General features: G+C 48.8%; 19 protein-coding genes and 1 other annotated feature. Of the genes, 12 read left to right on the top strand and 7 right to left on the bottom strand.

Annotated features, from left to right (window positions below; all coding sequences use genetic code 11):
* Positions 1-4 precede the first annotated feature (4 nt).
* The 9 genes from ACXX53_RS01220 to ACXX53_RS01180 are packed head-to-tail and all read left to right on the top strand — an operon-like array spanning position 5 to position 11297.
* Positions 5-1465 carry an aldehyde dehydrogenase family protein gene (locus ACXX53_RS01220; RefSeq protein ID WP_458566780.1) on the top strand — a complete coding sequence of 487 codons (1461 nt, stop codon included), beginning with the start codon at positions 5-7 and terminating at the stop codon, positions 1463-1465.
* A 47-nt stretch (positions 1466-1512) separates the two neighbouring features.
* On the top strand, positions 1513-2652 hold the full coding sequence (locus ACXX53_RS01215; RefSeq protein WP_458566779.1) for an SDR family NAD(P)-dependent oxidoreductase: 1140 nt from the start codon (positions 1513-1515) through the stop codon (positions 2650-2652).
* Positions 2653-2675: 23 nt separating this feature from the next.
* Positions 2676-4280, top strand: coding sequence for an amidohydrolase (locus ACXX53_RS01210; protein WP_458566778.1), 1605 nt, complete (start codon positions 2676-2678; stop codon positions 4278-4280).
* 17 nt (positions 4281-4297) lie between these two features.
* Positions 4298-5401, top strand: a complete 1104-nt coding sequence (locus ACXX53_RS01205; protein WP_458566777.1) for an ABC transporter ATP-binding protein — start codon at positions 4298-4300, stop codon at positions 5399-5401.
* A gap of 30 nt (positions 5402-5431) precedes the next feature.
* Complete coding sequence (locus ACXX53_RS01200; protein ID WP_458566776.1) at positions 5432-6328, top strand: ABC transporter permease; 897 nt, start codon at positions 5432-5434, stop codon at positions 6326-6328.
* Between the two features lie 2 nt (positions 6329-6330).
* Entirely contained in the window at positions 6331-7110 is a 780-nt protein-coding gene (locus ACXX53_RS01195) for an ABC transporter permease (protein ID WP_458566775.1), read from the top strand.
* 39 nt (positions 7111-7149) lie between these two features.
* On the top strand, positions 7150-8208 hold the full coding sequence (locus ACXX53_RS01190) for an ABC transporter substrate-binding protein (protein WP_458566774.1): 1059 nt from the start codon (positions 7150-7152) through the stop codon (positions 8206-8208).
* On the top strand, positions 8193-9671 hold the full coding sequence (locus ACXX53_RS01185; protein ID WP_458566773.1) for a gamma-aminobutyraldehyde dehydrogenase: 1479 nt from the start codon (positions 8193-8195) through the stop codon (positions 9669-9671). The genes ACXX53_RS01190 and ACXX53_RS01185 overlap by 16 nt, the downstream gene beginning before the upstream one ends.
* A 30-nt stretch (positions 9672-9701) precedes the next feature.
* Positions 9702-11297: a flavin monoamine oxidase family protein gene (locus tag ACXX53_RS01180; RefSeq protein ID WP_458566772.1), complete on the top strand. Its 1596-nt coding sequence runs from the start codon at positions 9702-9704 to the stop codon at positions 11295-11297.
* Between the two features lie 148 nt (positions 11298-11445).
* Here the strand turns inward: ACXX53_RS01180 and ACXX53_RS01175 are convergent, their stop codons facing one another.
* The 3 genes from ACXX53_RS01175 to ACXX53_RS01165 all read right to left on the bottom strand — a co-directional run bounded on the left by ACXX53_RS01175 (position 11446) and on the right by ACXX53_RS01165 (position 16106).
* Positions 11446-13326 (bottom strand): ABC transporter ATP-binding protein, encoded by a 1881-nt coding sequence (locus ACXX53_RS01175; protein WP_458566771.1) that lies wholly within the window; start codon positions 13324-13326, stop codon positions 11446-11448.
* Complete coding sequence (locus ACXX53_RS01170) at positions 13323-15545, bottom strand: ABC transporter ATP-binding protein (RefSeq protein WP_458566770.1); 2223 nt, start codon at positions 15543-15545, stop codon at positions 13323-13325. Before ACXX53_RS01170 ends, ACXX53_RS01175 begins: the two co-directional genes overlap by 4 nt.
* A gap of 78 nt (positions 15546-15623) precedes the next feature.
* Positions 15624-16106, bottom strand: a complete 483-nt coding sequence (locus ACXX53_RS01165; RefSeq protein ID WP_458566769.1) for a MarR family winged helix-turn-helix transcriptional regulator — start codon at positions 16104-16106, stop codon at positions 15624-15626.
* 233 nt (positions 16107-16339) lie between these two features.
* Here ACXX53_RS01165 and ACXX53_RS01160 point away from each other — a divergent pair, with 233 nt between their 5' ends.
* From ACXX53_RS01160 to ACXX53_RS01150, 3 genes are all read left to right on the top strand, one after another.
* The gene (locus tag ACXX53_RS01160; protein WP_458566768.1) at positions 16340-16483 is read left to right on the top strand and encodes a hypothetical protein; all 144 of its coding nucleotides are present in this window, start codon (positions 16340-16342) and stop codon (positions 16481-16483) included.
* Between the two features lie 42 nt (positions 16484-16525).
* Positions 16526-16756, top strand: a binding site (T-box leader).
* A gap of 94 nt (positions 16757-16850) precedes the next feature.
* Positions 16851-18407, top strand: coding sequence for a 2-isopropylmalate synthase (locus ACXX53_RS01155; protein WP_458566767.1), 1557 nt, complete (start codon positions 16851-16853; stop codon positions 18405-18407).
* Positions 18408-19285: 878 nt separating this feature from the next.
* Positions 19286-19453 carry a hypothetical protein gene (locus ACXX53_RS01150; protein WP_458566766.1) on the top strand — a complete coding sequence of 56 codons (168 nt, stop codon included), beginning with the start codon at positions 19286-19288 and terminating at the stop codon, positions 19451-19453.
* 336 nt (positions 19454-19789) lie between these two features.
* Here the strand turns inward: ACXX53_RS01150 and ACXX53_RS01145 are convergent, their stop codons facing one another.
* The 4 genes from ACXX53_RS01145 to ACXX53_RS01130 form a co-directional block, all read right to left on the bottom strand.
* Positions 19790-20437 carry a transcriptional regulator gene (locus ACXX53_RS01145; RefSeq protein WP_458567644.1) on the bottom strand — a complete coding sequence of 216 codons (648 nt, stop codon included), beginning with the start codon at positions 20435-20437 and terminating at the stop codon, positions 19790-19792.
* 265 nt (positions 20438-20702) lie between these two features.
* Positions 20703-21173, bottom strand: coding sequence for a DinB family protein (locus ACXX53_RS01140; RefSeq protein ID WP_458566765.1), 471 nt, complete (start codon positions 21171-21173; stop codon positions 20703-20705).
* Positions 21163-21705: a HugZ family pyridoxamine 5'-phosphate oxidase gene (locus tag ACXX53_RS01135; protein ID WP_458566764.1), complete on the bottom strand. Its 543-nt coding sequence runs from the start codon at positions 21703-21705 to the stop codon at positions 21163-21165. Before ACXX53_RS01135 ends, ACXX53_RS01140 begins: the two co-directional genes overlap by 11 nt.
* On the bottom strand, positions 21689-22492 hold the full coding sequence (locus ACXX53_RS01130; RefSeq protein WP_458566763.1) for an ABC transporter ATP-binding protein: 804 nt from the start codon (positions 22490-22492) through the stop codon (positions 21689-21691). Before ACXX53_RS01130 ends, ACXX53_RS01135 begins: the two co-directional genes overlap by 17 nt.

Below are 22492 nucleotides of genomic sequence, written 5' to 3'. Positions count from 1 at the left end.
AGAGATGGATGTCAAGATGATGTACATAGATGGAAAATGGACTGCCGGAAGCAGCGGGAACACGCGCAATATTATAAATCCCGCAACCGAAGAAGTCATTGCGGTTGTCGCGGAAGGCAATGCGGACGATGCGAACATGGCCATTCAAGCGGCACATCGGGCGTTTTATGAAGACGGATGGATGGACAGCAAAGCTAGAGACCGTGCCGCACTGCTGCTGCGGCTTGCCGATATGCTGGAGGAAAGAGCGGAGCAGTTCGCCGTGCTTGAAACGCTGAATAACGGAAAACCGATTCAGGAAGCGAGATATGATGTCGCGGACGCGATCAACCAATTCCGTTACTATGCCGGATTGGCAACCAAACCTCATGGACAGGTATACGACGTGCCAGATGATGTTCAAGCCATGGTTGTACAAGAAGCGGTTGGTGTCGTTGGCTTGATCACGCCATGGAACTATCCGCTGGTGATGGCAACGCAGAAGATTGCGGCAGCTATCGCCGCTGGATGTACGGTAGTCGTAAAGCCTGCTTCCGTTACGCCGCTTACAGTCATTCAATTGTTCGAGCTGATCGATCAGCTCGGATTCCCGCAAGGCGTGCTCAACCTCTTGCTGGGCCCTGGCTCCTCTATCGGAAATGAAATATCGACGAACCCGCTAGTTGATAAGATATCGTTTACGGGTGGAACAGACACTGGAGTCGCAATCGCGCAGAAAGCGGCATCGACGATGAAAAGATTAAGCCTGGAGCTCGGTGGAAAATCGCCGCTGGTGGTCTTTGAAGATGCGGATTATGATGCAGCGGTTGAATACGCGCTGTTTGCTGTCTTCGCCAACCAAGGCCAAGTATGCTCTGCAGGCTCCCGACTGATCCTTCAAGAAAGCCTGTACGACCGGTTTGTTGAAGGACTGTTGGCCAGAGTTAGAGATATCAAGATTGGGCCGGGTATTGAAGAAGATACGTTAATGGGCCCGCTCATATCGGAAGATCATTTGAAGACGGTTCTGAACTATGTGGAGATCGGACTAAAGGAAGGCGCAACGCTGCTGTGCGGCGGCAAGCGGCTTGAGTGCAAGGGATACTTTATGGAGCCGGCAATATTTACCTATACGACACCGGATATGAGAATCGTCCAAGAAGAAATCTTCGGACCCGTTCTCGTCATTCAGACGTTCAAGACCGAAGACGAGGCGATCCGTTTGGCGAATGGTACGCAATATGGCTTGGCGGGCGGGGTATTTACGAGTGATTCTGCAAGAGCGATGAGAGTCATCCGTAAAATTCGCGCGGGCATCACATGGGTTAATACATACCACAACACATACAATGAAGCGCCATGGGGCGGATTTAAGATGAGCGGCATCGGAAGAGATCTGGGCACATTTGGCTTTCAGCAATTTTTGGAGCCGAAGCAGGTGAATATCAAGTTGAACGTAACCCCGGCCGGCTGGCTGCCGCAATAATTGCGGCTCGCGCAGCGCGAGGTCGGGATATTGGGGAGTGGTGATGGGTGGATAAGGTTGTTGTACTAGGCGCAACAGGAACAATCGGCAAAGTGATTGTGAAGGACTTGGTTGAGAGCGGAGTCGACGTCATAGCCGCGGATCTGGATCAAGCAAGATTAGATGAGATGGCCGCCTGGGTTGGGCGCAAGATTACGACGACGACGCTGAACATACGCGATTTTGAAGCAGCGAAGGAAGTGCTGAGTCAATGCAAAGTGTGCGTCAACGCCACGAATTACGTTTTTAATCTGGATGCGATGAAGGTGGCAGCAGCTGCAGGTGCCAGTCTGCTTGATCTTGGCGGTCTCTTCAAATATACGAATGAACAATTGAAGCTGGATGCTCAGATGAAGGAAGCGAACATCCTATCCATCGTAGGCATGGGTTCCGATCCGGGCACCTCGAACGTATTCTGCCGTTATGGGGTCAATCTACTTGATTCGACCGAAGAAATACATATTCGTTACGGATCAACATCATCTGGGGCGACGTTCGCGTTTGCCGCGGATACGATCATCGACGAAGCTGTGAAAAATGCAGTTGCCGTAAAGAACGGCGAGCTTGTTGAAATCGCTCCGTTGTCCGACGAAGAGCTGACACCATTTCATAATGAGCTGGGGATTCAAAAAACATATTCCATCCTTCACTCTGAGCTGGCTACATTGCCGACAAGCTTCCCTGAAGTGAAAGAAATAACGTACAAAGATACATGGGATCCTGCGACGATCGAAAAAATCAGAATGCTGGAAGGGTTCGGCCTTACTGATACGAATGCACTGGAAGACGGTACTGTCCCTCGACGTCAGCTCGTATCGCTGCTCACCAAGGTACTCTCCAAAAAAGAGAAAGCGGTTTGGGGCACCGATTCGTTATGGGTTGAAATTATAGGGAGGAAAAACGGCAACAACGCGGCCGTCAGAATGGAACTGCTGACCCGCTATCACCAAGAATGGGGTGTCAGTCCTACTCAATACGCAACGGCAATTCCAGCTTCCATCGCTGCGCAAATGCTGCTAAAAGGCGAAATCAGCGAAAAAGGCGTAAAGCCGCCGGAGCTATGCATTGATCCTGAAACGTATTTTTCCTACTTGAAGCATAAAGACGTTGATCTCTACATCACGTTCAGCGAAACGAAGAAACTGTAGGTACATGATTGGAGGAGAAGCTGATGCCGCATATTGAACACGCGGATCTAATGATCATTAGTAATGCCGTGTTTACAGGAGTCGACCAAACGCCGAAGCCTGCCGCCATTGCCGTAAGAGGCAATCGAATTATAGCCGTAGGTGCGGAAAGCGATATGACAACGCTGATCGGACCCGATACGAAAATATATCGGTTCCACGACAAGCTCGTGTTGCCTGGGTTTAATGACATGCATCTTCATGTTGTACCTGGTTGCGTGATGGAGGATAATGTGAATCTTTTAGAGGCCCGCTCTGAGGAGGAGGTCGCTCGGATCGTCGCTGAATATTCGACATCAAGGCCGGATGACGAATGGGTTCAGGGATATATGTGGTACCACACGAAATGGGATGACCCGAAGCTGCCGAACCGAAGTTCACTTGATGCCGTCATTCCGGACCGCCCTGTATTTTTAATGCATGCATCGGGACATACCTCTTGGGTCAATTCCAAAGCGCTGGAGAAGCTCGGCATCGACCGAAACACGCCGAATCCCGCACACGGAGAAATTATGAGGGATGAGGACGGCGATCCTACAGGAATTCTTTTCGAGTCAGCTGCCAGCACCGCCTGGAAACATGCGATGAAACTGCCTGAACATAGGAATAGGCAAGTATTCGAAAGGTTTCTGGGAGACGCGGCTAAATATGGCGTGACTTCGCTAACGGACATCTTTAAGGTAACCGACTTGGAACTGAACGAGATTAAGCTTTACGAGGAGTTTGAACGGGAAGGGAAGTTGACCACGCGATTCCACTTTCTGATCGGTCTTGATGGGGATATAGAGAGAGCTAAAGAGTACCGTGATCAATACCGCTCGGAAAAGCTGCGTTTTTCCGGGTTAAAGGAATTTTTGGACGGAGTTGTGACGACACATACGGCAAACCTCGTGGATCCGTACACGGATATACCAGATAGCCGTGGCCAAGGGCTTCCTGAAGAGATGAGGGCGTACGTTATGGCTGCCGACAAGGAAGGCTTCCGTATTCGGTTTCACGCGGTAGGCGATGGCGCTGTCCGATATGCGCTTGATCTGTTTGAGGAGGCAAGGCAAACGAACGGGATCTGGGATTCTAGACATACGATCGAGCATATCGAAGTCGTGCACCCTGACGACGTGCCTAGATTTAAGCAGCTGGACGTGATCGCTTCGATGCAGCCGGAGCATATGGAGCTGATTAATAAGCATCATTATTTTTCCTGTATCGGTGAACGACAGCGGCATACTTTTGCCATCCGATCGCTGCTTGAAGCTGGGGCTAAAGTGGTGCTGAATACCGATTATCCGATCGTATCGCTCAATCCGATGCTGGAGATTTATCGTGCTGTAACAAGAATGACAGGTACAGGTGAGTTCTTCAACGAAGAAGAAGCGATTAGTTTAGCGGACGCCTTGAAAGCGTATACAGCAACCGCGGCGTACGGCGTGTTCAGAGAGGATGAATTGGGAACGCTTGAAGCGGGCAAATTGGCCGATCTAATCGTGATTGATCGCGATTTGTTCCAAGTGCCGAGCGAACAGATCCAAGATGCTAAGGTCGTATTGACCCTCATGGACGGCCAGATCGTATATGAACAATCGATATAACGGAAAGGAGAGATGATATGATAGCCCATTTGGAGATCAAGAGCGCGCACAAATTGTATAAAAAATTTAAAGCTGTAGATAACGTGGACTTATCTATTCAAAAAGGAGAATTCGTTACGATTCTAGGACCGAGCGGTTCCGGCAAAACGACATTACTCAAACTGATTGCTGGCTTTGAACAATTGAACGACGGCGCGATTTATTTGGATGGGCAAAACATTACAAAAAAGAAAGCGTATGACCGCAACATTGGAATGGTATTTCAAAACTATGCGCTGTTCCCTCACATGACGATATTTGACAACATTGCTTATCCTCTCCGTTTACGAAAAGTTTCGCAAGCCGAAGTAAAGGATCAAGTATTCAAAGCGCTTCAAACGGTTCGGCTTGATGACTTTGCTTCGCGATATCCGAGTCAATTGAGCGGCGGCCAGCAGCAGCGGGTTGCCCTCGCTCGGGCGATTGTGTTTAACCCTCCCTTGCTGCTGCTGGATGAGCCGCTCGGAGCGCTGGACAAACATTTGAGGCAACAGATGCAATACGAGATTAAACATATTCAAGAAAAATTAGGAATAACAACAGTCAATGTCACGCACGACCAGGAAGAAGCATTGACCATGTCGGATCGTATCTGCGTGATGAACAAAGGGCGGATCGAACAGATTGATACGCCTGAAAGGCTGTATAACAGTCCTATGAGCAAATTCGTCTCCTCTTTCATCGGCGAAATCAACTGGATCCGGGGGGAACTGATGGGCATCGAATCGGGAACGGCTGCGGTGAAGATGGCAAACGGCGACATCAGTCATATTGGAATCGAACATCATGTCGAACCGAGCTCGACTGTATTGATTGCGATTCGGCCCGAAAACATGCATGTCGTCCGGGAAGAAGCGCAATACTCCAATGTTCACAGAGTGGTGGTTCAGGAAAAGACGTACATCGGAGATTGCTTCCGTGTGGAGGTTGAGGCCACTACAGGTGAAGCCTTTACGATAAAGCTTCCTTATGCGGCGTCCAAAGATGTTGCCGTCGGCGATGAGATACAGGTCGGCTGGAATGCTGGTGATGCGGCCCTAATTCCGGATGACGGTGCGCAAGAAGCCGTCAAGGCTTCCTAGAACGAAGAGGAGAGCGAGGAGAGGTCTTGCATGAACAACACGCATACGCCAATAGCTGCAGCACCGCTAAGAAGAAGGTTTGCGTTCACGACGGTTCCAGGATTCCATTGGCTGCTGTTTATCGTTCCGGCATTGTATATGCTGCTGCTGACGTTTCTTCCTATCGTGAACATTATGAAGCTTGGCGTGCATGACGGAACGTCCTATACGCTCAAGTATATTATCCAGATATTCACGACGCCGGTGTACTTAAATGTGGTACTTTATACGTTCAAAATATCGTTATTCGCCACTGCCATCACGCTGCTTCTTGCCTATCCAGTCGCTTATCTGCTCTATCGAATCGAAACAGACCGCTGGAAACGAGTCACGATGTCGCTTATTATGATCCCTTTCTGGATCAGTGTGCTTATCCGAACGTTTACGTGGATGATCATGCTGCAGGACGGAGGTCCGATTAATCAGCTGCTGATGGGTCTCGGTTTGATTGACCAACCGCTGCCATTGCTGTATTCGATGACAGGCAACATGATCGGCATGATCCATTATTTATTTCCTTATATGGTGTTATGTATCCTCTCTGTTATGCAAGGCATCGACAGCAGGCTGCTGCAGGCAGCTGAAGGCTTGGGCGCTCCTCCATGGAAGGTGTTCCGCGACGTGCTGCTTCCCTTATCGATGCCAGGTGTGCTGGCAGGTGTGCTCATCAGTTTCGTATTCAGCCTTGGCTTCTTTATCACCAGCGTCATATTGGGCGGCCCGAAAGATACGATGATCTCTAATCTGATCGCCAACTTTATCAACGTGAGATTGGATTGGAATATGGCGGCGGCACTTTCGATCATCTTGCTGGGAGCGACCGTACTTCTAATCGCCGTGCCTTACTTTCTGTTCAGAAATCATTCCGCGTTCAAAGGAGTGATTTGACCATGTGGTTAAGGCTTCTGGTAGCGCTTATTATGTTTCTATTTTTGATTCCGATCGTGCTCGTCATCCCCTTGTCGTTTACATCGGCATCTTACTTTCAATTTCCTCCGCCAGGATATTCGCTTGATTGGTACGACAAAGTGCTGCATAACCCAGTATGGATTCAAGTGTTCCTGCGGAGCTTGTTTATTGGCTTTACGACGGCGATCATCGCTGTCATCTTGGGGACGATGGCTGCGGTTGCTTTTATGCGGCTGAATTTCTGGGGTAAAAAATTATTTGTTCCGCTCATGCTTTCGCCGATGGTTGTTCCCGCGGTAGTAGTTGCAATCGGACTATATAAATTTTTTGCGCCATTTAAGCTAACGGATACGTTTGCGGGCATGATTTTCTCGAACGCCGTCCTTGCGATTCCAATTGTATTTGTAACCGTATCCGCCAGTTTGAAAGGGGTCGACCGCAATCTGGAGTTAGCCGCTATGGGACTAGGTTCTACACCGATTGGCGCGTTTTTCAAGATCACCGTTCCGTTAATTAAAACAGGGCTGATTTCGGGAGCCGTGTTCGCCTTTTCGATCGTGTTTGACGAGCCGATCATTTCTCTGTTTATATCAGGCGCGAATACGAAGACGCTTCCGGTCAAGTACTGGGAAAGCTTGCGCACAAGCATCGATCCGAGCATTGCTGTTGTATCGACCATATTGATTGTAATGACTGTGGCGATGTTCTTGGTTCAAGGATGGATCACTTCAACTGCAGCAAAACGGAATACTCAGAAATAGAAAATGAAATGTTCTGATTTAATCCTAGGGGGAGTTTGAATGTTGAAAAAAATGAGCGTATTGGTTCTCGTCCTTGCTTTAACTACTTTGCTGGTGGCATGTTCCGGCAATAAGGAGGGCAGCTCTGATCAAGCAGAGCCGCAGAAGTTGACGATCGTCGATTGGGACGCGAATTTGACCGGATACCGAAAGCCAACGATCATCGAACCTTTCGAGAAGAAGTATAACGTCAAGATCGTAATCGAGTCGCCGCCAGATTACGGTAAGCTGAAGGCGATGGTCGACAGTGGAAATGTAACCTGGGATGTCGTGAACGTCGACTCTTTCTTCGGTAAAATGGCCGGCAGTCAAGGGATGTTCGAACCTCTTGACTACAATGTCGTTAAGAAGGATGGATATACCGACCAAACGGCTACTGAATTTTTTATCGCTTCCGAATCGTTTGCTACGGTCATGAGCTGGAACTCCGAAAAGATCGACTCATCTAAAGCGCCTAAGACATGGGCTGATTTCTGGGACTTGAACAAGTACCCCGGTGGACGTTCCGCATATCGATTCCCGGCTCCAATCCTCGAAATGGCATTGATTGCCGATGGCGTATCGATTGACAAACTGTATCCGTTGGACGTAGATCGTGCGTTTAAGAAGCTGGATGAGATTAAAAGCTCATTTAAGACCTGGTGGACTAGCGGCGTGCAAGTGCCGGAGCTCCTGATGAACGGCACGGCGGCCTTGTCGACGTCATATGACGGCACACTAGCAGAACAGAAGAGAAATGGGACGCCGGTTGATTATACCTATGAGAGCGCGTTCCGCAACTACGAAGGTTGGGTTATACCAAAAGGAACGAAAAATAAAGACCTCGCCATGAAATTTATTGCTTTTGCGACTTCCGAAGAGGTACAAACCGATTTCGGCAAGAAGGCCGATTATGCGCCTGCGAATCAAAAGGCGGTTGACAAATTGTCGGAAGACGATCAGAAACGACTTGGTGTAACGCCAGAACTGCAAAAGATTCAATTCGTGACTAGCGATGATTACTGGCTTGAGAATTTCGAAGCGCTTCAAGAGCGTTATGAGCAATGGCTGCTGAAGTAGCAGGAAAAGCTGGAGAAGGGGTGAAGCTGGATATGACGGTAAGAAAGCAAATTTTCATTAATGGGCAATTCGTCGACAGCCAGAGCAACCAATTTGATTCTATTGTAAACCCGGCAACGGGAGAGGTCATTGCAGAGGCTCCCGCTTGCACGGAGGAAGATGTTCATGCGGCTGTCGAAGCTGGTGTTGCCGCATTTTCCTCTTGGAGACACACGACTCCGGGCGAACGAAGCGTCGCTTTATTAAAGCTTGCGGATCGCATAGAGCAGCATACGGAAGAGTTAGCAGTGATGGAAACTCACAACGTAGGAACGCCGATTCAATTCTCGGCGCACCTAATTGAATTCATCGTCGACAATTTGAGGTTTTTCGCTAGTGCGGCGCGGATGCTGCAAGGGCCGGTGTCCGGCGAATATATGGCCCAGCACAGCAGCATGATCCGCAGAGAGCCGCTCGGTGTGATTGGCTCGATTGCGCCATGGAATTTTCCGCTTGCAATGGCCATATGGAAGATCGGTCCCGCAATCGCCGCAGGCAATACGGTTGTGCTGAAGCCTTCTGAGCTTACCCCGTTAACGGCTCTGAAGCTTGCGGAATTGAGCATTGGCATATTGCCTCCGGGCGTGCTGAATGTCGTAACCGGCCGCGGTACGGAAGCTGGGGCAGCGCTTGTCCGTCATCCCGAAGTAAAGATGGCGGCGCTTACTGGCAGCGTTCGTGCTGGCGTCTCCATCGCTATGGAGGCCGCTGCCTCGATGAAGAAGCTGCATATGGAGCTGGGCGGCAAAGCGCCTTTCATCGTATTTGACGACGCGAATATCGATGATGCGGTCTTTTGGGCATCAGCAGGCGGCTTCTACAACAGCGGCCAAGATTGTACGGCGGCAACGAGAATCTACATTCAAGAATCGATTTATGATGAGTTTATCAGCAAACTGATTGATAACGTGGAAAGCGTCACGGTAGAAGATCCGATGCTGCAGGATACACTGGTTGGCCCTGTTATTTCGGAGGCTCATTTGCAGAAGATTGACGGGATGGTACAACGCGCTGTAGATGCGGGATGTACGGTGCTGACGGGGGGGGGGCGCTTGGATCGCCCGGGCTTTTTCTACAAGCCGACGGTCATCTCAGGTGCGAAGCAAATGGATGAGATCATGCAGGAGGAAGTGTTCGGCCCAGTCATTACGGTTACGCCGTTTGCATCCGATGAAGAGGCGATCCGCTTGGCTAATGACTGCAAGTATGGGCTCGCATCCTCCGTGTGGACCAAAAACGTGGACCGTGCGATGAAAGCGATCAAGCAGCTCGACTTCGGGGAAGTATGGACGAATGCTCATCTGATGTTGTTGAGTGAAATGCCGCATGGGGGACACAAAATGTCGGGTTACGGTTCGGATATGTCGATTTACGCTCTGGAAGAGTACACCCGCTTGAAGCATGTCATGATTAAATTTGACTGATCGTTATCTATCACGGAGAGGATGGATCGGATGTCGAAATCGCCTTTTATGCGCCAACTGAATTCCGCTGCCAGCATTGCAGGCGAAGCGGCTGAAAGAGAGATATCGGTTGAGCAGGTTATTGAAGAACGTGTTCAACAGAGCATATCGAGAAGGGCATTTCTCCAAAAGGCTGTTCTTGCTTCTGCAGCATTGGCCATACCTCCGGCAATCTTCAATCTAGAAGCGAAGATTGCCCAAGCAGCAAAAGCTCCTCGCGTAGCGGTCGTCGGTGCGGGACTTGCAGGGTTAACTGCGGCATACCGATTGAAGCAGGCTGGAATCCGCGCCCAAGTCTATGAGGCGTCCGATCGCATCGGCGGACGGTGCTGGACAGGTCGAAACGAGTTCAACGAAGGGCAAACGTATGAGCACGGCGGTGAGCTGATCAATACCAATCATGCCGCACTATTGAATCTGATTGGCGAGCTTAATCTGCAGGTAGACGACTTATGGGCGTATGAAGAGGGAGATTTCCGGCTTATTATCGACGGGAAGATTTGCGAGCTTGACATGCTGGCAAAAGCCTTTATGAAGGTTCGTCCGCAGCTTCTCAAGGACCGCAGAGCCGCCGGAGACGTGACGTTGTATACCGACTATACGCGTCGCGGTTATGAACTGGATCAGATGTCTATCGTCGACTGGATTAACGCTTATGTTCCGGAAGGGATGAACTCACAGTTCGGAAAATCGGTGGAATTGGCTTATACGGCAAGCGCTGGCTTGGAAAGCTCGGAGATAAGCTCGCTTATGATGGTGTATGCCATGAGTACGGCAACCCGAAACAACTTTTCCCCATTTGGAAGCGGCGGCGATGAAAGATACAGAATTCGCGGTGGGAATGATCTGATCCCGCAGCGTTTGGCGAATGCTCTGGATGGTCAAATCACGATGTCGTCGCCACTAGAAGCCTTGTCCTTGAACAAGGACGGGACGTATACGATGCATTTTACCGGAAGAACAAGCGGTGTTTATGCAGATTACGTCATTGTTGCTGTACCGGTTGCAACCTTGCGCGATATCGATTTAAGCAGAGCTGGAATCAGAGATTTGAAGCTGACCGCTATCCAGGAGTTGGGCGTATCCACGAATTCCAAGCTGACATTGCAGTTTACGGACCGCCACTGGACTTCACTAGGCAGTAGCGGTGCGATTGTTTCCAATGGAGGGTATCAGGATACTTGGGATTCAACGAGAGCTCAGGAAGGTCAATCAGGGATTCTGGTCGACTTTACCGGCGGCAATATCGGCAACCGTTTTGGCACTGGCTCAGTAGACGCTCACGCAACGAAATTTTTGAGATTAGTTGAGCCGGATCTCCCTGGTTTATCGGCTAAGTGGAATGGAAAGGCAAGGTTGGATTACTGGCCTGGCCAACGTTGGGCGAAAGGTTCATACTCTTGCTACAAGGTAGGGCAATATACTAAATTCAGAGGAATCTTGGGCGAGCCTGAGAATAATTGCTTTTTTGCCGGAGAACATACGTCTCTGAGCTTTCAACAGTTTTTTAACGGGGCTGTGGAGACGGGAGAGCGAGCGGCAAAAGAAGTTCTGCGCAAACTGGATAAAGCTCGATCTCAGCATTAAGTCAAAGCCCTTGTTATTTGGAAGGCTGACGATATTCGAAGCGCGGATCAGAGTACCGTCCATATCAATGCTGATGGAGATTATCGGTAAAGAAAAAAAGCCTGAGGAAAAGGAGACCCCTCCTTATCCTCAGGCTTCAATCATGTTACTAGCTTGCTTCCTCTTCTCCTTCGGAGAATTGGCTGTTGTACAGGCTCTCATAGAAGCCGCCTTGTGCCAACAGTTCATCATGAGTACCTTGCTCGATAATATCGCCATCCTTCATCACGAAGATGAGATCGGCATCTTTAATCGTGGACAGACGGTGAGCAATCACGAAGCTCGTGCGTCCCTTCATCAGATTCGTCATTGCTTTCTGAATCAGAATCTCGGTACGTGTATCAACCGAGCTGGTCGCTTCGTCCAAGATCAGTATCCGCGGATTGGACAAGATCGCACGTGCGATCGTAAGCAGTTGCTTCTGACCTTGTGATACATTGCTTGCTTCTTCGTTAAGCACCATGTCATAGCCGTCAGGCAGCGTGCGAATGAAGTGATCGACTTGAGCAGCTTTAGCCGCAGCATAGAGCTCTTCATCGGTCGCATCGAGTTTACCGTATCGAATATTTTCTTTAATGGTGTTGTTGTACAACCAAGTATCCTGCAACACCATACCGAACTGCGAACGTAAGTCGTTGCGAGTAAAGTCGCGAATTTCGGTGCCATCGATCATGATTGCGCCATCTTGAATATCGTAGAAGCGCATTAACAGCTTAATGATTGTTGACTTACCAGCGCCTGTAGGTCCTACGATAGCGACCTTCTGACCAGGCTTCACGCTGGCGGTGAAGTTGTTGATAATTGTCTTCTCCGGATTGTATCCGAAGTGAACATTTTCAAAGCGCACAGCACCTTCAATATGAGAAGCGTCTGCTGGTGTTGCTGTATCTGCTGTTTCTTCTTCTTCATCAAGGAATTCAAATATACGTTCAGCCGCCGCCATCGTTTGTTGCAGGACGTTCGAGATATTTGCAACTTGCGCAATTGGCTGTGTAAATTGACGCATGTATTGGATGAAGGCTTGGATATCACCGACCGAGATTCGGCCGTTAGCAGCCAAGTATCCTCCAAGTATACAGATAGCGACGTAGCCGAGATTACCGATAAACATCATGATCGGCATCATCATCCCAGATAAGAACTGGGATTTCCATGCGGATTTGTACAGTGTGTCGTTATGCTCATCAAACTTCTTGATGGACTCTTCTTCACCGTTAAATGCCTTCATCACGGTGTGGCTGCCGTACATCTCTTCTATGTGGCCATTGACATGTCCAAGAGACTCCTGCTGTGCAGAGAAGTGCTTCTGCGACTTCTTCACGACCATCATGATGAAGATAAAGGATATCGGCAGTACGATGAGCGCGACTAACGTCATCTCCCAGCTGATCGTGAACATCATGATCATGATCCCGATAATGCTCGTTACCGAGGTGATGATCTGGGTCAAGCTTTGGTTCAAGCTCTGGCTGATCGCATCAACGTCATTCGTAATATGAGACAGCACTTCACCATAATTTTTCTTGTCAAAATATTTCAATGGCAGCTTATGAATCTTCTCCGAAATATCGCGTCGGAGGTTATAAGTCACCTTCATCGAAACATGAGACATGATATATCCTTGAATATAAGCAAACAGTGCACTTATGACATAGAGAGCGACTAGGATCAGCATAATCTGGCTTATATAATCAAAGTCAATGCCGTTCCCTGTGCCCGAAATGATATCCATGACACCTTCGAATAATTTGGTTGTTGCTTTACCAAGAATCTTAGGACCTATTATATTGAATATCGTAGATCCGATGGCAAAGAGGATAACGAAGAATACGCCAACCTTATATTGACCCAAGTAAGCAATCAGCTTCTTAAAGGTTCCTTTAAAGTCCTTCGCTTTCTCTCCCGGCATCATCATTCCCGGTCCGCCAGGCCCACGGCCCATCGGCCCATTGTTCTTCGGTTTACCGAATTTGGAGGCTTTCTCACTCATTGCAATTCCTCCTTCGAAAGCTGGGATGACGCAATCTCTAGATATGTCGGGCAGTTCTGAAGCAGGTCTTCATGTTTACCGATACCGACGATCTTACCTTCATCCAATACAATAATTTGTTCTGCATTGCGAATCGTACTAACACGTTGTGCAACAATAATAACGGTGCTATGACCCGTGTACTTCTTCAAAGCTTGACGAAGAGCCGTATCTGTCTTGTAGTCAAGCGCGGAGAAGCTGTCATCGAATATATTGATAGGTGAATTCTTCACAAGTGCGCGTGCAATCGATAGACGCTGCTTCTGACCGCCCGACACATTGGATCCGCCTGCTGATATGTTCTTCTCGAAGCCATCCTCATCCTTGAGAATAAAGTCTGTTGCTTGCGCGATCTCGGCTGCCAGATGCACTTCCTCATCGGAGGCTTCTTTCTTGCCATAACGCAAGTTGCTGGCAATAGAGCCGGACATCAGCACACCTTTCTGCGGCACAAAACCAATCAACTCATGAAGGTCATGCTGATTTACATCTTTAACATTAATCCCGTTTACCAGAATCTCACCGGACGTGACATCATAGAAGCGAGGTATCAAGTTAATTAGCGTTGATTTACCTGAACCAGTTGATCCAATGATGGCTGTCGTTTCACCAGGCTTAGCCGTGAATGTAAGATTAGTCAGCACGTCTTCCGGCGCATCTTGATAATGGAAGCTTACATTGCGGAATTCAATCACACCTGTCTTATCCGACTTAAACGACTTGGTTTGATCAGGATCTTGAATCGAAGGCTCCGTTGACAGTACTTCTACGATACGTTGAGCAGAAACGGAAGCACGCGGTACCATAATGAACATCATCGAGATCATTAAGAAGGACATGATAATTTGCATGCCGTATTGCATAACGGCCATCATATCCCCGACTTGCATCGCGGAATCGGCAATTTGATGAGCGCCAACCCATACGATCAGCAGGGTAGTAAGGTTCATAATAAGCATCATGGCAGGCATCATGAATACCATGACACGGTTTACGAATAAGTTCGTATTCGTCAAATCTTGGTTTGCTTTATCGAAGCGTTTCTTCTCAAATGGTTGTGTGCTGAATGCGCGCACAACCATCAGACCGCTCAAATTCTCTCTCGATACGAGGTTTAATTTATCAATGAGCTTCTGAATGATTTTGAACTTCGGCATTGCGATAGAGAATACAATCCCAATCAACGCGATCAGCATGATAACCGCTAGACCGATAATCCAGGTCATGGAGCTATTATCTTTCAACACCATGATCACTCCGCCTATCCCTAGGATAGGAGCGTAGATCATAATGCGAATACCCATAATGATGAGCATCTGAATCTGCGTAATATCGTTCGTCGTACGCGTGATCAGGGATGAAGTAGAGAACTTATCAAATTCATTGTTTGAGAAGCTTTCAACTTTGGCGAACACATCGCGGCGCAGCTTCTTCGCCACTCCAGCAGCAATTTTTGCAGAAAGAAAACCAACACCGATCGTAGCAATGGCACCGCCGAGTGCGATCAGAAGCATGATCAGACCCGTCTTCAAGATATACGTGCTCTGAATCTTGGCAACATCCATTCCCAGTTCGTTGTACAACATCTGAACAAATGCTGTCCCAGTCTGAATCTGCATAGCAGGATCCATCTTATTAGCATCAGCAATTGCCTCATCCAACTTCTCCTCAGGGAGCTGTTGAAGTACAGGCGTCAGCTTGTATATCTCTTTGTAATCAATCTTAGACATATCCGTCTCTTTAGCAGGTTCCGCTTGATCACCTTGTGCTGCAGCCATCTGCTTTGAAACTTGGATGAACGTTGAAGCAGCTCTGCCGAAGATTGGATTTAATTCATCGATAGTAGTGCTGTTATTATCTTGTAAGATGTACACATTTTTAGTTTCCAACAGGGGATACTTATCGATATACTCTTTATCTCCTGCATTGACCAGCTTGTAATGCTGTTCGACTATTGCTTTATCCTGCTCCTTCATCAAGGAGGTCATCAGCGCGAAGCCATCTTCGCTGATCGCTTCAGGTACGGCACTCTCGATACCGTTCTGCTGAATACCCGTGTTGACAATGTTGGACATGTAATTCGGCAGATTCAGATCCGCCATCGCTTGCCCGAACAATAAGGCAATAGCTACAATTAGCATCGCGATGAAGGGCTTTAAATATTTGGCGAGTTTAACCATAACATGTTCCTTTCCTCTCTAATTCTGAAGTAAAGATCGAAGATGATGATCAGATAAGTGCTTTAATAGGTAACGTAACTAGGCTTGACGATTCTTGATGTCACCAATAATCTCGTATAGACGAGTGCAGAGTGTGATAAGCTGCTCTGTTTCCTCATGCCCAAGCCGAGTTACAATTTCATCGGTAAAGTTCAAGAAAGCTTTTTTGGCTCTCTTTAATGCGGCCTCTCCTTCAACATCGAGCGTTACATAAACGACTCGTCGGTCATTTTTGGTCGTGACGCGCTTAACATAACCTTTCTCCTCTAAGCCATTGATCATCTGTGATACTGAGGGCATCGTAATGTGCAAGATCTCGCTCAATTCAGATACTTTTATACCTGGCGGAGCAAGCTGTCCCTGTTTCTCGGGGTTATTGCACTGCATGCGACTATTGATAAGTTCCAATACATAAAATTCGCGTTGGGGCACAAGGTCATCAACTTGATGCTTAGATGACACACGTTTTATTTTGGCCATTGCCTCAATCAGTCGTTTACCTTGACTGCGCTCCCGTTCCATGATCTCCCTCCATCCGACATTACTAAACTTTTCTAATTATTAGATAGCCTATTAATTAGATTTACTAGTAGTTAGTTTACCTAAATATATTTGCGGAGTAAATATGTTTTGCCTTAATTTTGAATGGTAATTATTTGATGCTGGTTGAAGCCTGCTTCCTTCCCAATAGAAGGCCAGCCCACACCAAAAATATCGTAAGAGGAAGCGCAACAGCGACGCCTTTCAATAAAACAATGGCATCTATCATTCCAGCATCGTACGGGCTGAAGTACCATCAGTTTCATAAGGAACATATCGATTACATTATGCTCAAGCATGGCATGATAGAAGAGCAGCGTAACGAAGGTGCTTTCAGGATTGTTGAGGATAATGGTTGACAATACTTTGCAATGACAATATAATAATGAAAAAATTAACAGCGAAATGTTACGATTAGAAATAGTAGAGGTAAGCAGACCTTGCAGAGAGCCGTTGGTTGGTGCGAAACGGCAGTGTCGATTGCTTCGAACTCGTCTATGAACAGCTGCCCGATATGTAGGGTAAGCCGGAATTCCACCGTTACAGGGATAGATGGTGATGGCCATCGAAGGAGCTCATTTCTTCAGTGAAATGAATTAGAGTGGTACCGCGGGTTCAACCTCGTCTCTATACGTAGAGACGGGGTTTTTTTGTTGGTTGAATTCCGGGTTTAACCAACACCGCGTCACATATAGTTACTAAGCCAACTTAAGGAGGAAAATGTCGATGACTCGTAATATTATCGTATTGGACACGACGCTGCGTGATGGAGAACAGGTTCCAGGCGCGAAATTGAACGTACAGCAGAAGATTGAATTTGCTCAGCAATTGAAGCGGCTTCAAGTCGATATCATTGAGGCAGGCTTTCCTGCTTCATCGGCAGGAGACTTCCAGGCGGTACAGGAAATAGCACGAAGCGTAGGGGACTCCGTCTCTATAACCGCGCTTGCCCGTGCTGTTAAGAGTGATATTGACGCGGTATATGAGAGCATTAAGATTGCCCAGAATCCACTAATTCATATCGTGCTGGGCACGTCCAACATTCATGTGGAGAAGAAGTTCAGCCGCTCCAAGGAAGCGGTTATGCAGATGGGCGTAGACGCTGTAAAGTATGCCAAGACATTGCTGCCTTATGTTCAGTATTCAACAGAGGATGCGTCGCGGTCGGACTTTGAATATTTGTGGGGTACGATTGAAGCGGTTGTGAAAGCAGGAGCAACGATGATCAATGTGCCAGACACAGTCGGTTATGCGGTTCCTGAGGAATTCGGCGAGCTGATTCGCAAGATCAACGATCGGTTGAAGAACTTGAATGACAAGGTCATCTTAAGCGTGCATTGCCATAATGACTTGGGAATGGCGACGGCGAATACATTGAGTGCGGTTAAGAACGGGGCGCAGAAGGTAGAGTGCACGATCAACGGCTTGGGTGAGAGAGCAGGCAACACTTCTTTGGAGGAAGTGGTCATGGGACTTAAGGTAAGGGAGAATTATTATAACTGCAGCACTCGAATTAAAACTCAGGAGCTCCTTCGATCTTCCAGGTTGCTGACTCATTTGACGGGATTGGATGTGCAGGTGAACAAGGCGATTACAGGGGAAAATGCATTTGCTCATTCTTCCGGTATCCATCAGGATGGATTGTTGAAGGATAAGAATGTGTACGAGATCATGTCGCCGGAAGAAGTGGGTGCTGAGAGCATGGAGCTGATTCTGACCGCGCGTTCGGGCCGCCACGCCTTCAAGAATGCGGTGGAGAAGATGGGCTTCGATACGAGTGATGCAGAGGACTTCGAACAGTTGTTTAGCAAGTTCCTTACGTTAGCAGACGCTAAGAAAGAGGTCTATGATCACGATGTATTCTACTTGGTCACGAGCCATCGTACGATGGATGTCAGCAGCAGTCACCTGTATGAGCTGGAGTCTTTCCAAGTGGTCACGAATGATCTGTATCCTACAGCTACCGTCGAATTGCGCAAGGGCTCGGAAACGTTCAAAGACAGTGCTGTTGGCGACGGTCCGATCGATGCCTTGTATAGTGTCATCAAGTCTTTGGCTGGTATGGATGTGCAGCTGAAGGATTATAAGATCAGCAGCTTGTCCCGCGGGAAGGAAGCGATCGGCCGGGTGAACATTCGTATCGATTATCAAGGAAGGACTTATTCCGGGCGCGCAATGGACACGGATATCATCAAGGCGAGCGCAATGGCCTTCTTGAATGCGATCAATGCCGCGGTATTGGATGCTTCGAATGTGCAGGAAGATACTTTGGAGGTACAATAACTTGGCTTAAAGGGATCTGCATCGGCAAGTGCAGCGGGTTGGCGCGAGTCGAAGCGGACCTAGGGCCGTTATTTGCGCGAAAAAGGGGTCAATCGAGGTTTAAGCGGACCGTGGATCCGTTATTTGCTGCTGAAGCAGCCGAAATGAGCTGAAAGTTCACAAATAACGGAACGTCAGTCCGCATCCCTCGCCAAATTGACCAATATGGCGCAAATAAGGTCTCCTGTGTCCGCGAGCCAGCTGCGGCGGCGGGTGCAACGGGCCTGGCAGGTCGAAGCGGACCGTAGGGCCGTTATTTGCGCGAAAAAGGGGTCAATCGAGGTCTTATCGGACCGTGGATCCGTTATTTGCTGCTGAAGCAGCCAAAATGAGCTGAAAGTTCACAAATAACGGAACGTCAGTCCGCGTCCCTCGCCAAATTGACCGATATGGCGCAAATAAGGTCTCCTGTGTCCGCGAGCAAGCTGTGGCAGCGGATGCAACTGGCTTGCGCAGGTCGCAGCGGACCGTAGGGCCGTTATTTGCGCGAAAAAGGGGTCAATTGAGGGTTAAGCGGACTGTGGATCCGTTATTTGCTGCTGAAGCAGCCGAAATGAGCTGAAAGTTCACATATAACGGAACGTCAGTCCGCACCCCCCGCCAAATTGACCAATATGGTGCAAATAAGGTCTCCAGTGTCCGCGAGCCAGCAGCGGCGGCAGGTGCAACGGGCCTGCGCAGGTCGAAGCGGACCGTAGGGCCGTTATTTGCGCGAAAAAGGGGTCAATCGAGGGTTAAGCGGACCGTGGATCCGTTATTTGCTGCTGAAGCAGCCAAAATGAGCTGAAAGTTCACAAATAACGGAACGTCAGTCCGCGTCCCTCGCCAAATTGACCGATATGGCGCAAATAAGGTCTCCTGAGTCCGCGAGTAAGCTGTGGCGGTGGGCGCATCGGGCTTGCGCAGGTCGCAGCGGACTGTACGGCCGCTATTTGCGCGAAAAAGGGGTCAATCGAGGGTTGAGCGGACCGTGGATCCGTTATTTGCTGCTGAAGCAGCCGAAATGAGCTGAAAGTTCACAAATAACGGAACGTCAGTCCGCATCCCCCCCCGCCGAATTGACCAATATTGCGCAAATAAGGTCTCCTGTGTCCGCAAGCAAGCTGTGGAGGCAGGTGCGACTAGCTGGCGCGAATCGCAACGGACCGTAGGGCCGTTATTTGCGCGAAAAAGGGGTCAATCGAGGGTTGAGCGGACCGTGGATCCGTTATTTACTTCAGAAGCAGCCAAAATGAGCTGAAAGTTCAGAAATAACGGAACGTCAGTCCGCGTCCCCCGCCAAATTGACCAATATGGCGCAAATAAGGTCCCCTGGGTCCGCGAAACTGGCGCTTAGACTGTATTTACTGCACTAACTTGTAAGTTCTCACTCGCTCGTTACCGCTGGCTGGGGATAGCATTTGCAGATGAACGAGTTTGTGCAAGATTCGTCTAGCGTGTCGATCGCTTACCTTGAGGTGGGCAGCAAGCTCCATGGGTAATATCGGTCGGAGCAATCTTCGTGCAAATCGCAGCGTCTCGGCTTCAAAGCATGACAATGAGCTAGGTACATCGGTTGACATAAACTTTCCGATAAATGCGAGCACTAGCTGCTGGCATTGTTTAGGCTCATCCACAATGGATGGATAGGCGATCGGCAGAAATGTCCAGCCATCAAGGGACAACAGGCTATGACGAAGACATAGATCCTTGAAGCGTCGAACATCTAGATCTCTGGCGTGCGGCCCGTAGCCTTGTATCTCAATCCCGCCCTTTGCACCTTGAGGCATGTATGCAAGATCAAGATAGCGGTACCCGTTGTTGAAATCCCGCACTTCCCATTCAGGATACAAGTGCTCGAAGTTTCCGACAGCAGGAAACCAGACCACACGCAGAAACTCAACAGTCCCATGTCCTAATCCCTTCAATAGTAGTTCACGTCTCCTATGATTTCCTTCCGCTGCAAGATTAGCTTGTATCCACTCTTCTAACTTTTGCTCGAATCGCGACAACTGCACCAGCTCCTTTTCATCAAATAACACAAAAAGCCGCTCCAATACACCGCACCCCGAAGATCAGAGTGGTTGTATTAAAGCGGCGTGTGCTTCACGACCTATGCTGTCAGTATAAGCTGAGCTTCTGATTTCATCAATAGAAAAAAGAGTGGGTTCAATCCAATAACTTAAAAAAGTTCAACATGCTTCTGAAGAAACTTAATATACAATTAATCAGCTGTACTGAAACAGAATGCACAACACATTATAAATTATCAGGGTTCTATGTGACCTCATCCAATCGCTTCTCAGCCGCGCATTTTTGGATGAGGGAGATCTGGCCGGCATGGATGCCCGTATGGTACATGAGTCTCCCGACTGCTTCCAGCGGAGTGGACGGACCCATCGGAGAATTGACAGGCTCATTCCATTTCTCATCTGGCAAATCCCGCATCGCAGCGATCAAATGCTCGTTCGAAGCCTCCAAGATCGCCACCAGTTCTGCTAAGTCAGCAAAGTCTGACATGGCACCGGCCGCCCCGCGACCTGTAAGGATCGTGAGACCTGCTGGCATCGGGCGGTTGAAGAACCACTCTGCGAACATGAACTCGACCTCCGCATTATGGCGCAGCATGTAGCCAATTGAAGCGCTGCCGAGCTTCAGAGGCAGATTCTTCTCAGGCAAGTTCCTCGCTGTCTTGTGAAATCGTTCTTGCAGGGATCTCCAGATTGGCAGTACGGTCTCAACTGTCACTGTTCATCGCTCCTTTTTCGGATGAAGTTGGATTGGCAGGCTTATGTCCATCTCTTGCAACATGGTCGAAGCGGTCGCCGGATAAGTCGATATCGAACGCCTGACCGAATCCCGCCACATAGCGTCCATCTCGAACAGTCAGCTCGAACAGTGAGAAGTCTAAACCGCGAAGCATTCGAATCATGGCCTTGCCGAAGGAATTCTCAAACAGCTCGAATACATCCTCATGCCCTTCATTGCCTACATTGACAGCCGTGCACACAAAACGTGCTCTCTGCCTAGCAAATAAGTTACCGCATTGCGATTCGTCCTCGATCAGCATGACATCAACTGCTGGATGTTGTTCGATGTGCCGATAATGGTTAGCAATCTGGCTGATGTAAATGTAGAGCTTGCCGTTAGATCTCACGAAAGGCGCATACGAGATAAATGGCATGCCGTCCTCGTCAACTGTGCTCAGCATTAATGTCTTCAGGCTGCTTACAAAGGTCAAATATTGCAGCTTGATTTTGTCCTTATCCAATTGCTTCATAATTAATCCCTCTACTTTTCTGTAAAATATGAATTCGCGGAGCGGAACTGCCTGCAGCATATTCCACTTCGGACTCGACACCGTATACTTGCCGGATCAACTCCGGCGTAAGAACCTGCCGTGGATGGCCGAATTCTCGCATCACGCCTTCCTTGATCACGCAGATCTTATCGCTATAAGCGGCTGCGTGGTTCAGATCGTGAAGCACCATCACGACGGTAAGCTTTAATTCGTGATTCAGTCTTCGAACCAATTCGAGCACCTCAAGCTGATGCGCGATGTCGAGGTATGTGGTTGGTTCGTCGAGCAGCAGGATCTTGGGACGTTGAGCAAGCGCCATCGCAATCCAAGCACGCTGCGCTTCTCCGCCTGACAAGGAGACTATCAGTCGGTCTCGGTACGAGAGCATCCCGGTTTGCTCCAGAGCCCACTCCATCACCTCGTGGTCACTTGCGTCAAACCGTTCGTACCATTTTTTATGCGGGACCCGACCGTATCCAACAAGCTCTTCGACCGTCATATCTGCTGGACATGCGTTCGATTGACAGAGCATGCACATGATGCGGGACACCTGCTTAGTACTCAAACGAAACAGCTCTTGGTTAGCGATACAGATCCGCCCGCTCTCACAAGGAATGAGACGAGACAAGCCTTTGAGAATCGTAGATTTGCCGGAGCCATTTGGCCCAATGATAGACACGACTTCGCCTTCACGCACCTCAAGCGAGAAGTCGCTTACGATCGTTCGATCGGCGTAGCGAATCGTCAACGATTGCACCTCAAGCAT

It is taken from the genome of Paenibacillus marinisediminis, from assembly GCF_054343325.1.
This window is presented reverse-complemented; position numbering and strand designations above follow the sequence as displayed.

Excerpts from the sequence above, each read along its gene's own strand:
- ACXX53_RS01185 (WP_458566773.1), top strand. The coding sequence starts at position 8,193 with ATGGCTGCTGAAGTAGCAGGAAAAGCTGGAGAAGGGGTGAAGCTGGAT.
- ACXX53_RS01155 (WP_458566767.1), top strand. The coding sequence starts at position 16,851 with ATGACTCGTAATATTATCGTATTGGACACGACGCTGCGTGATGGAGAA.
- ACXX53_RS01175 (WP_458566771.1), bottom strand. The coding sequence starts at position 13,326 with ATGAGTGAGAAAGCCTCCAAATTCGGTAAACCGAAGAACAATGGGCCG.
- ACXX53_RS01135 (WP_458566764.1), bottom strand. The coding sequence starts at position 21,705 with ATGAAGCAATTGGATAAGGACAAAATCAAGCTGCAATATTTGACCTTT.
- ACXX53_RS01210 (WP_458566778.1), top strand. The coding sequence starts at position 2,676 with ATGCCGCATATTGAACACGCGGATCTAATGATCATTAGTAATGCCGTG.
- ACXX53_RS01150 (WP_458566766.1), top strand. The coding sequence starts at position 19,286 with ATGGCGCAAATAAGGTCTCCTGAGTCCGCGAGTAAGCTGTGGCGGTGG.
- ACXX53_RS01130 (WP_458566763.1), bottom strand. The coding sequence starts at position 22,492 with ATGCTTGAGGTGCAATCGTTGACGATTCGCTACGCCGATCGAACGATC.
- ACXX53_RS01200 (WP_458566776.1), top strand. The coding sequence starts at position 5,432 with ATGAACAACACGCATACGCCAATAGCTGCAGCACCGCTAAGAAGAAGG.
- ACXX53_RS01190 (WP_458566774.1), top strand. The coding sequence starts at position 7,150 with ATGTTGAAAAAAATGAGCGTATTGGTTCTCGTCCTTGCTTTAACTACT.
- ACXX53_RS01220 (WP_458566780.1), top strand. The coding sequence starts at position 5 with ATGGATGTCAAGATGATGTACATAGATGGAAAATGGACTGCCGGAAGC.
- ACXX53_RS01205 (WP_458566777.1), top strand. The coding sequence starts at position 4,298 with ATGATAGCCCATTTGGAGATCAAGAGCGCGCACAAATTGTATAAAAAA.
- ACXX53_RS01195 (WP_458566775.1), top strand. The coding sequence starts at position 6,331 with ATGTGGTTAAGGCTTCTGGTAGCGCTTATTATGTTTCTATTTTTGATT.
- ACXX53_RS01165 (WP_458566769.1), bottom strand. The coding sequence starts at position 16,106 with ATGGAACGGGAGCGCAGTCAAGGTAAACGACTGATTGAGGCAATGGCC.
- ACXX53_RS01160 (WP_458566768.1), top strand. The coding sequence starts at position 16,340 with ATGGCATCTATCATTCCAGCATCGTACGGGCTGAAGTACCATCAGTTT.
- ACXX53_RS01180 (WP_458566772.1), top strand. The coding sequence starts at position 9,702 with ATGTCGAAATCGCCTTTTATGCGCCAACTGAATTCCGCTGCCAGCATT.
- ACXX53_RS01170 (WP_458566770.1), bottom strand. The coding sequence starts at position 15,545 with ATGGTTAAACTCGCCAAATATTTAAAGCCCTTCATCGCGATGCTAATT.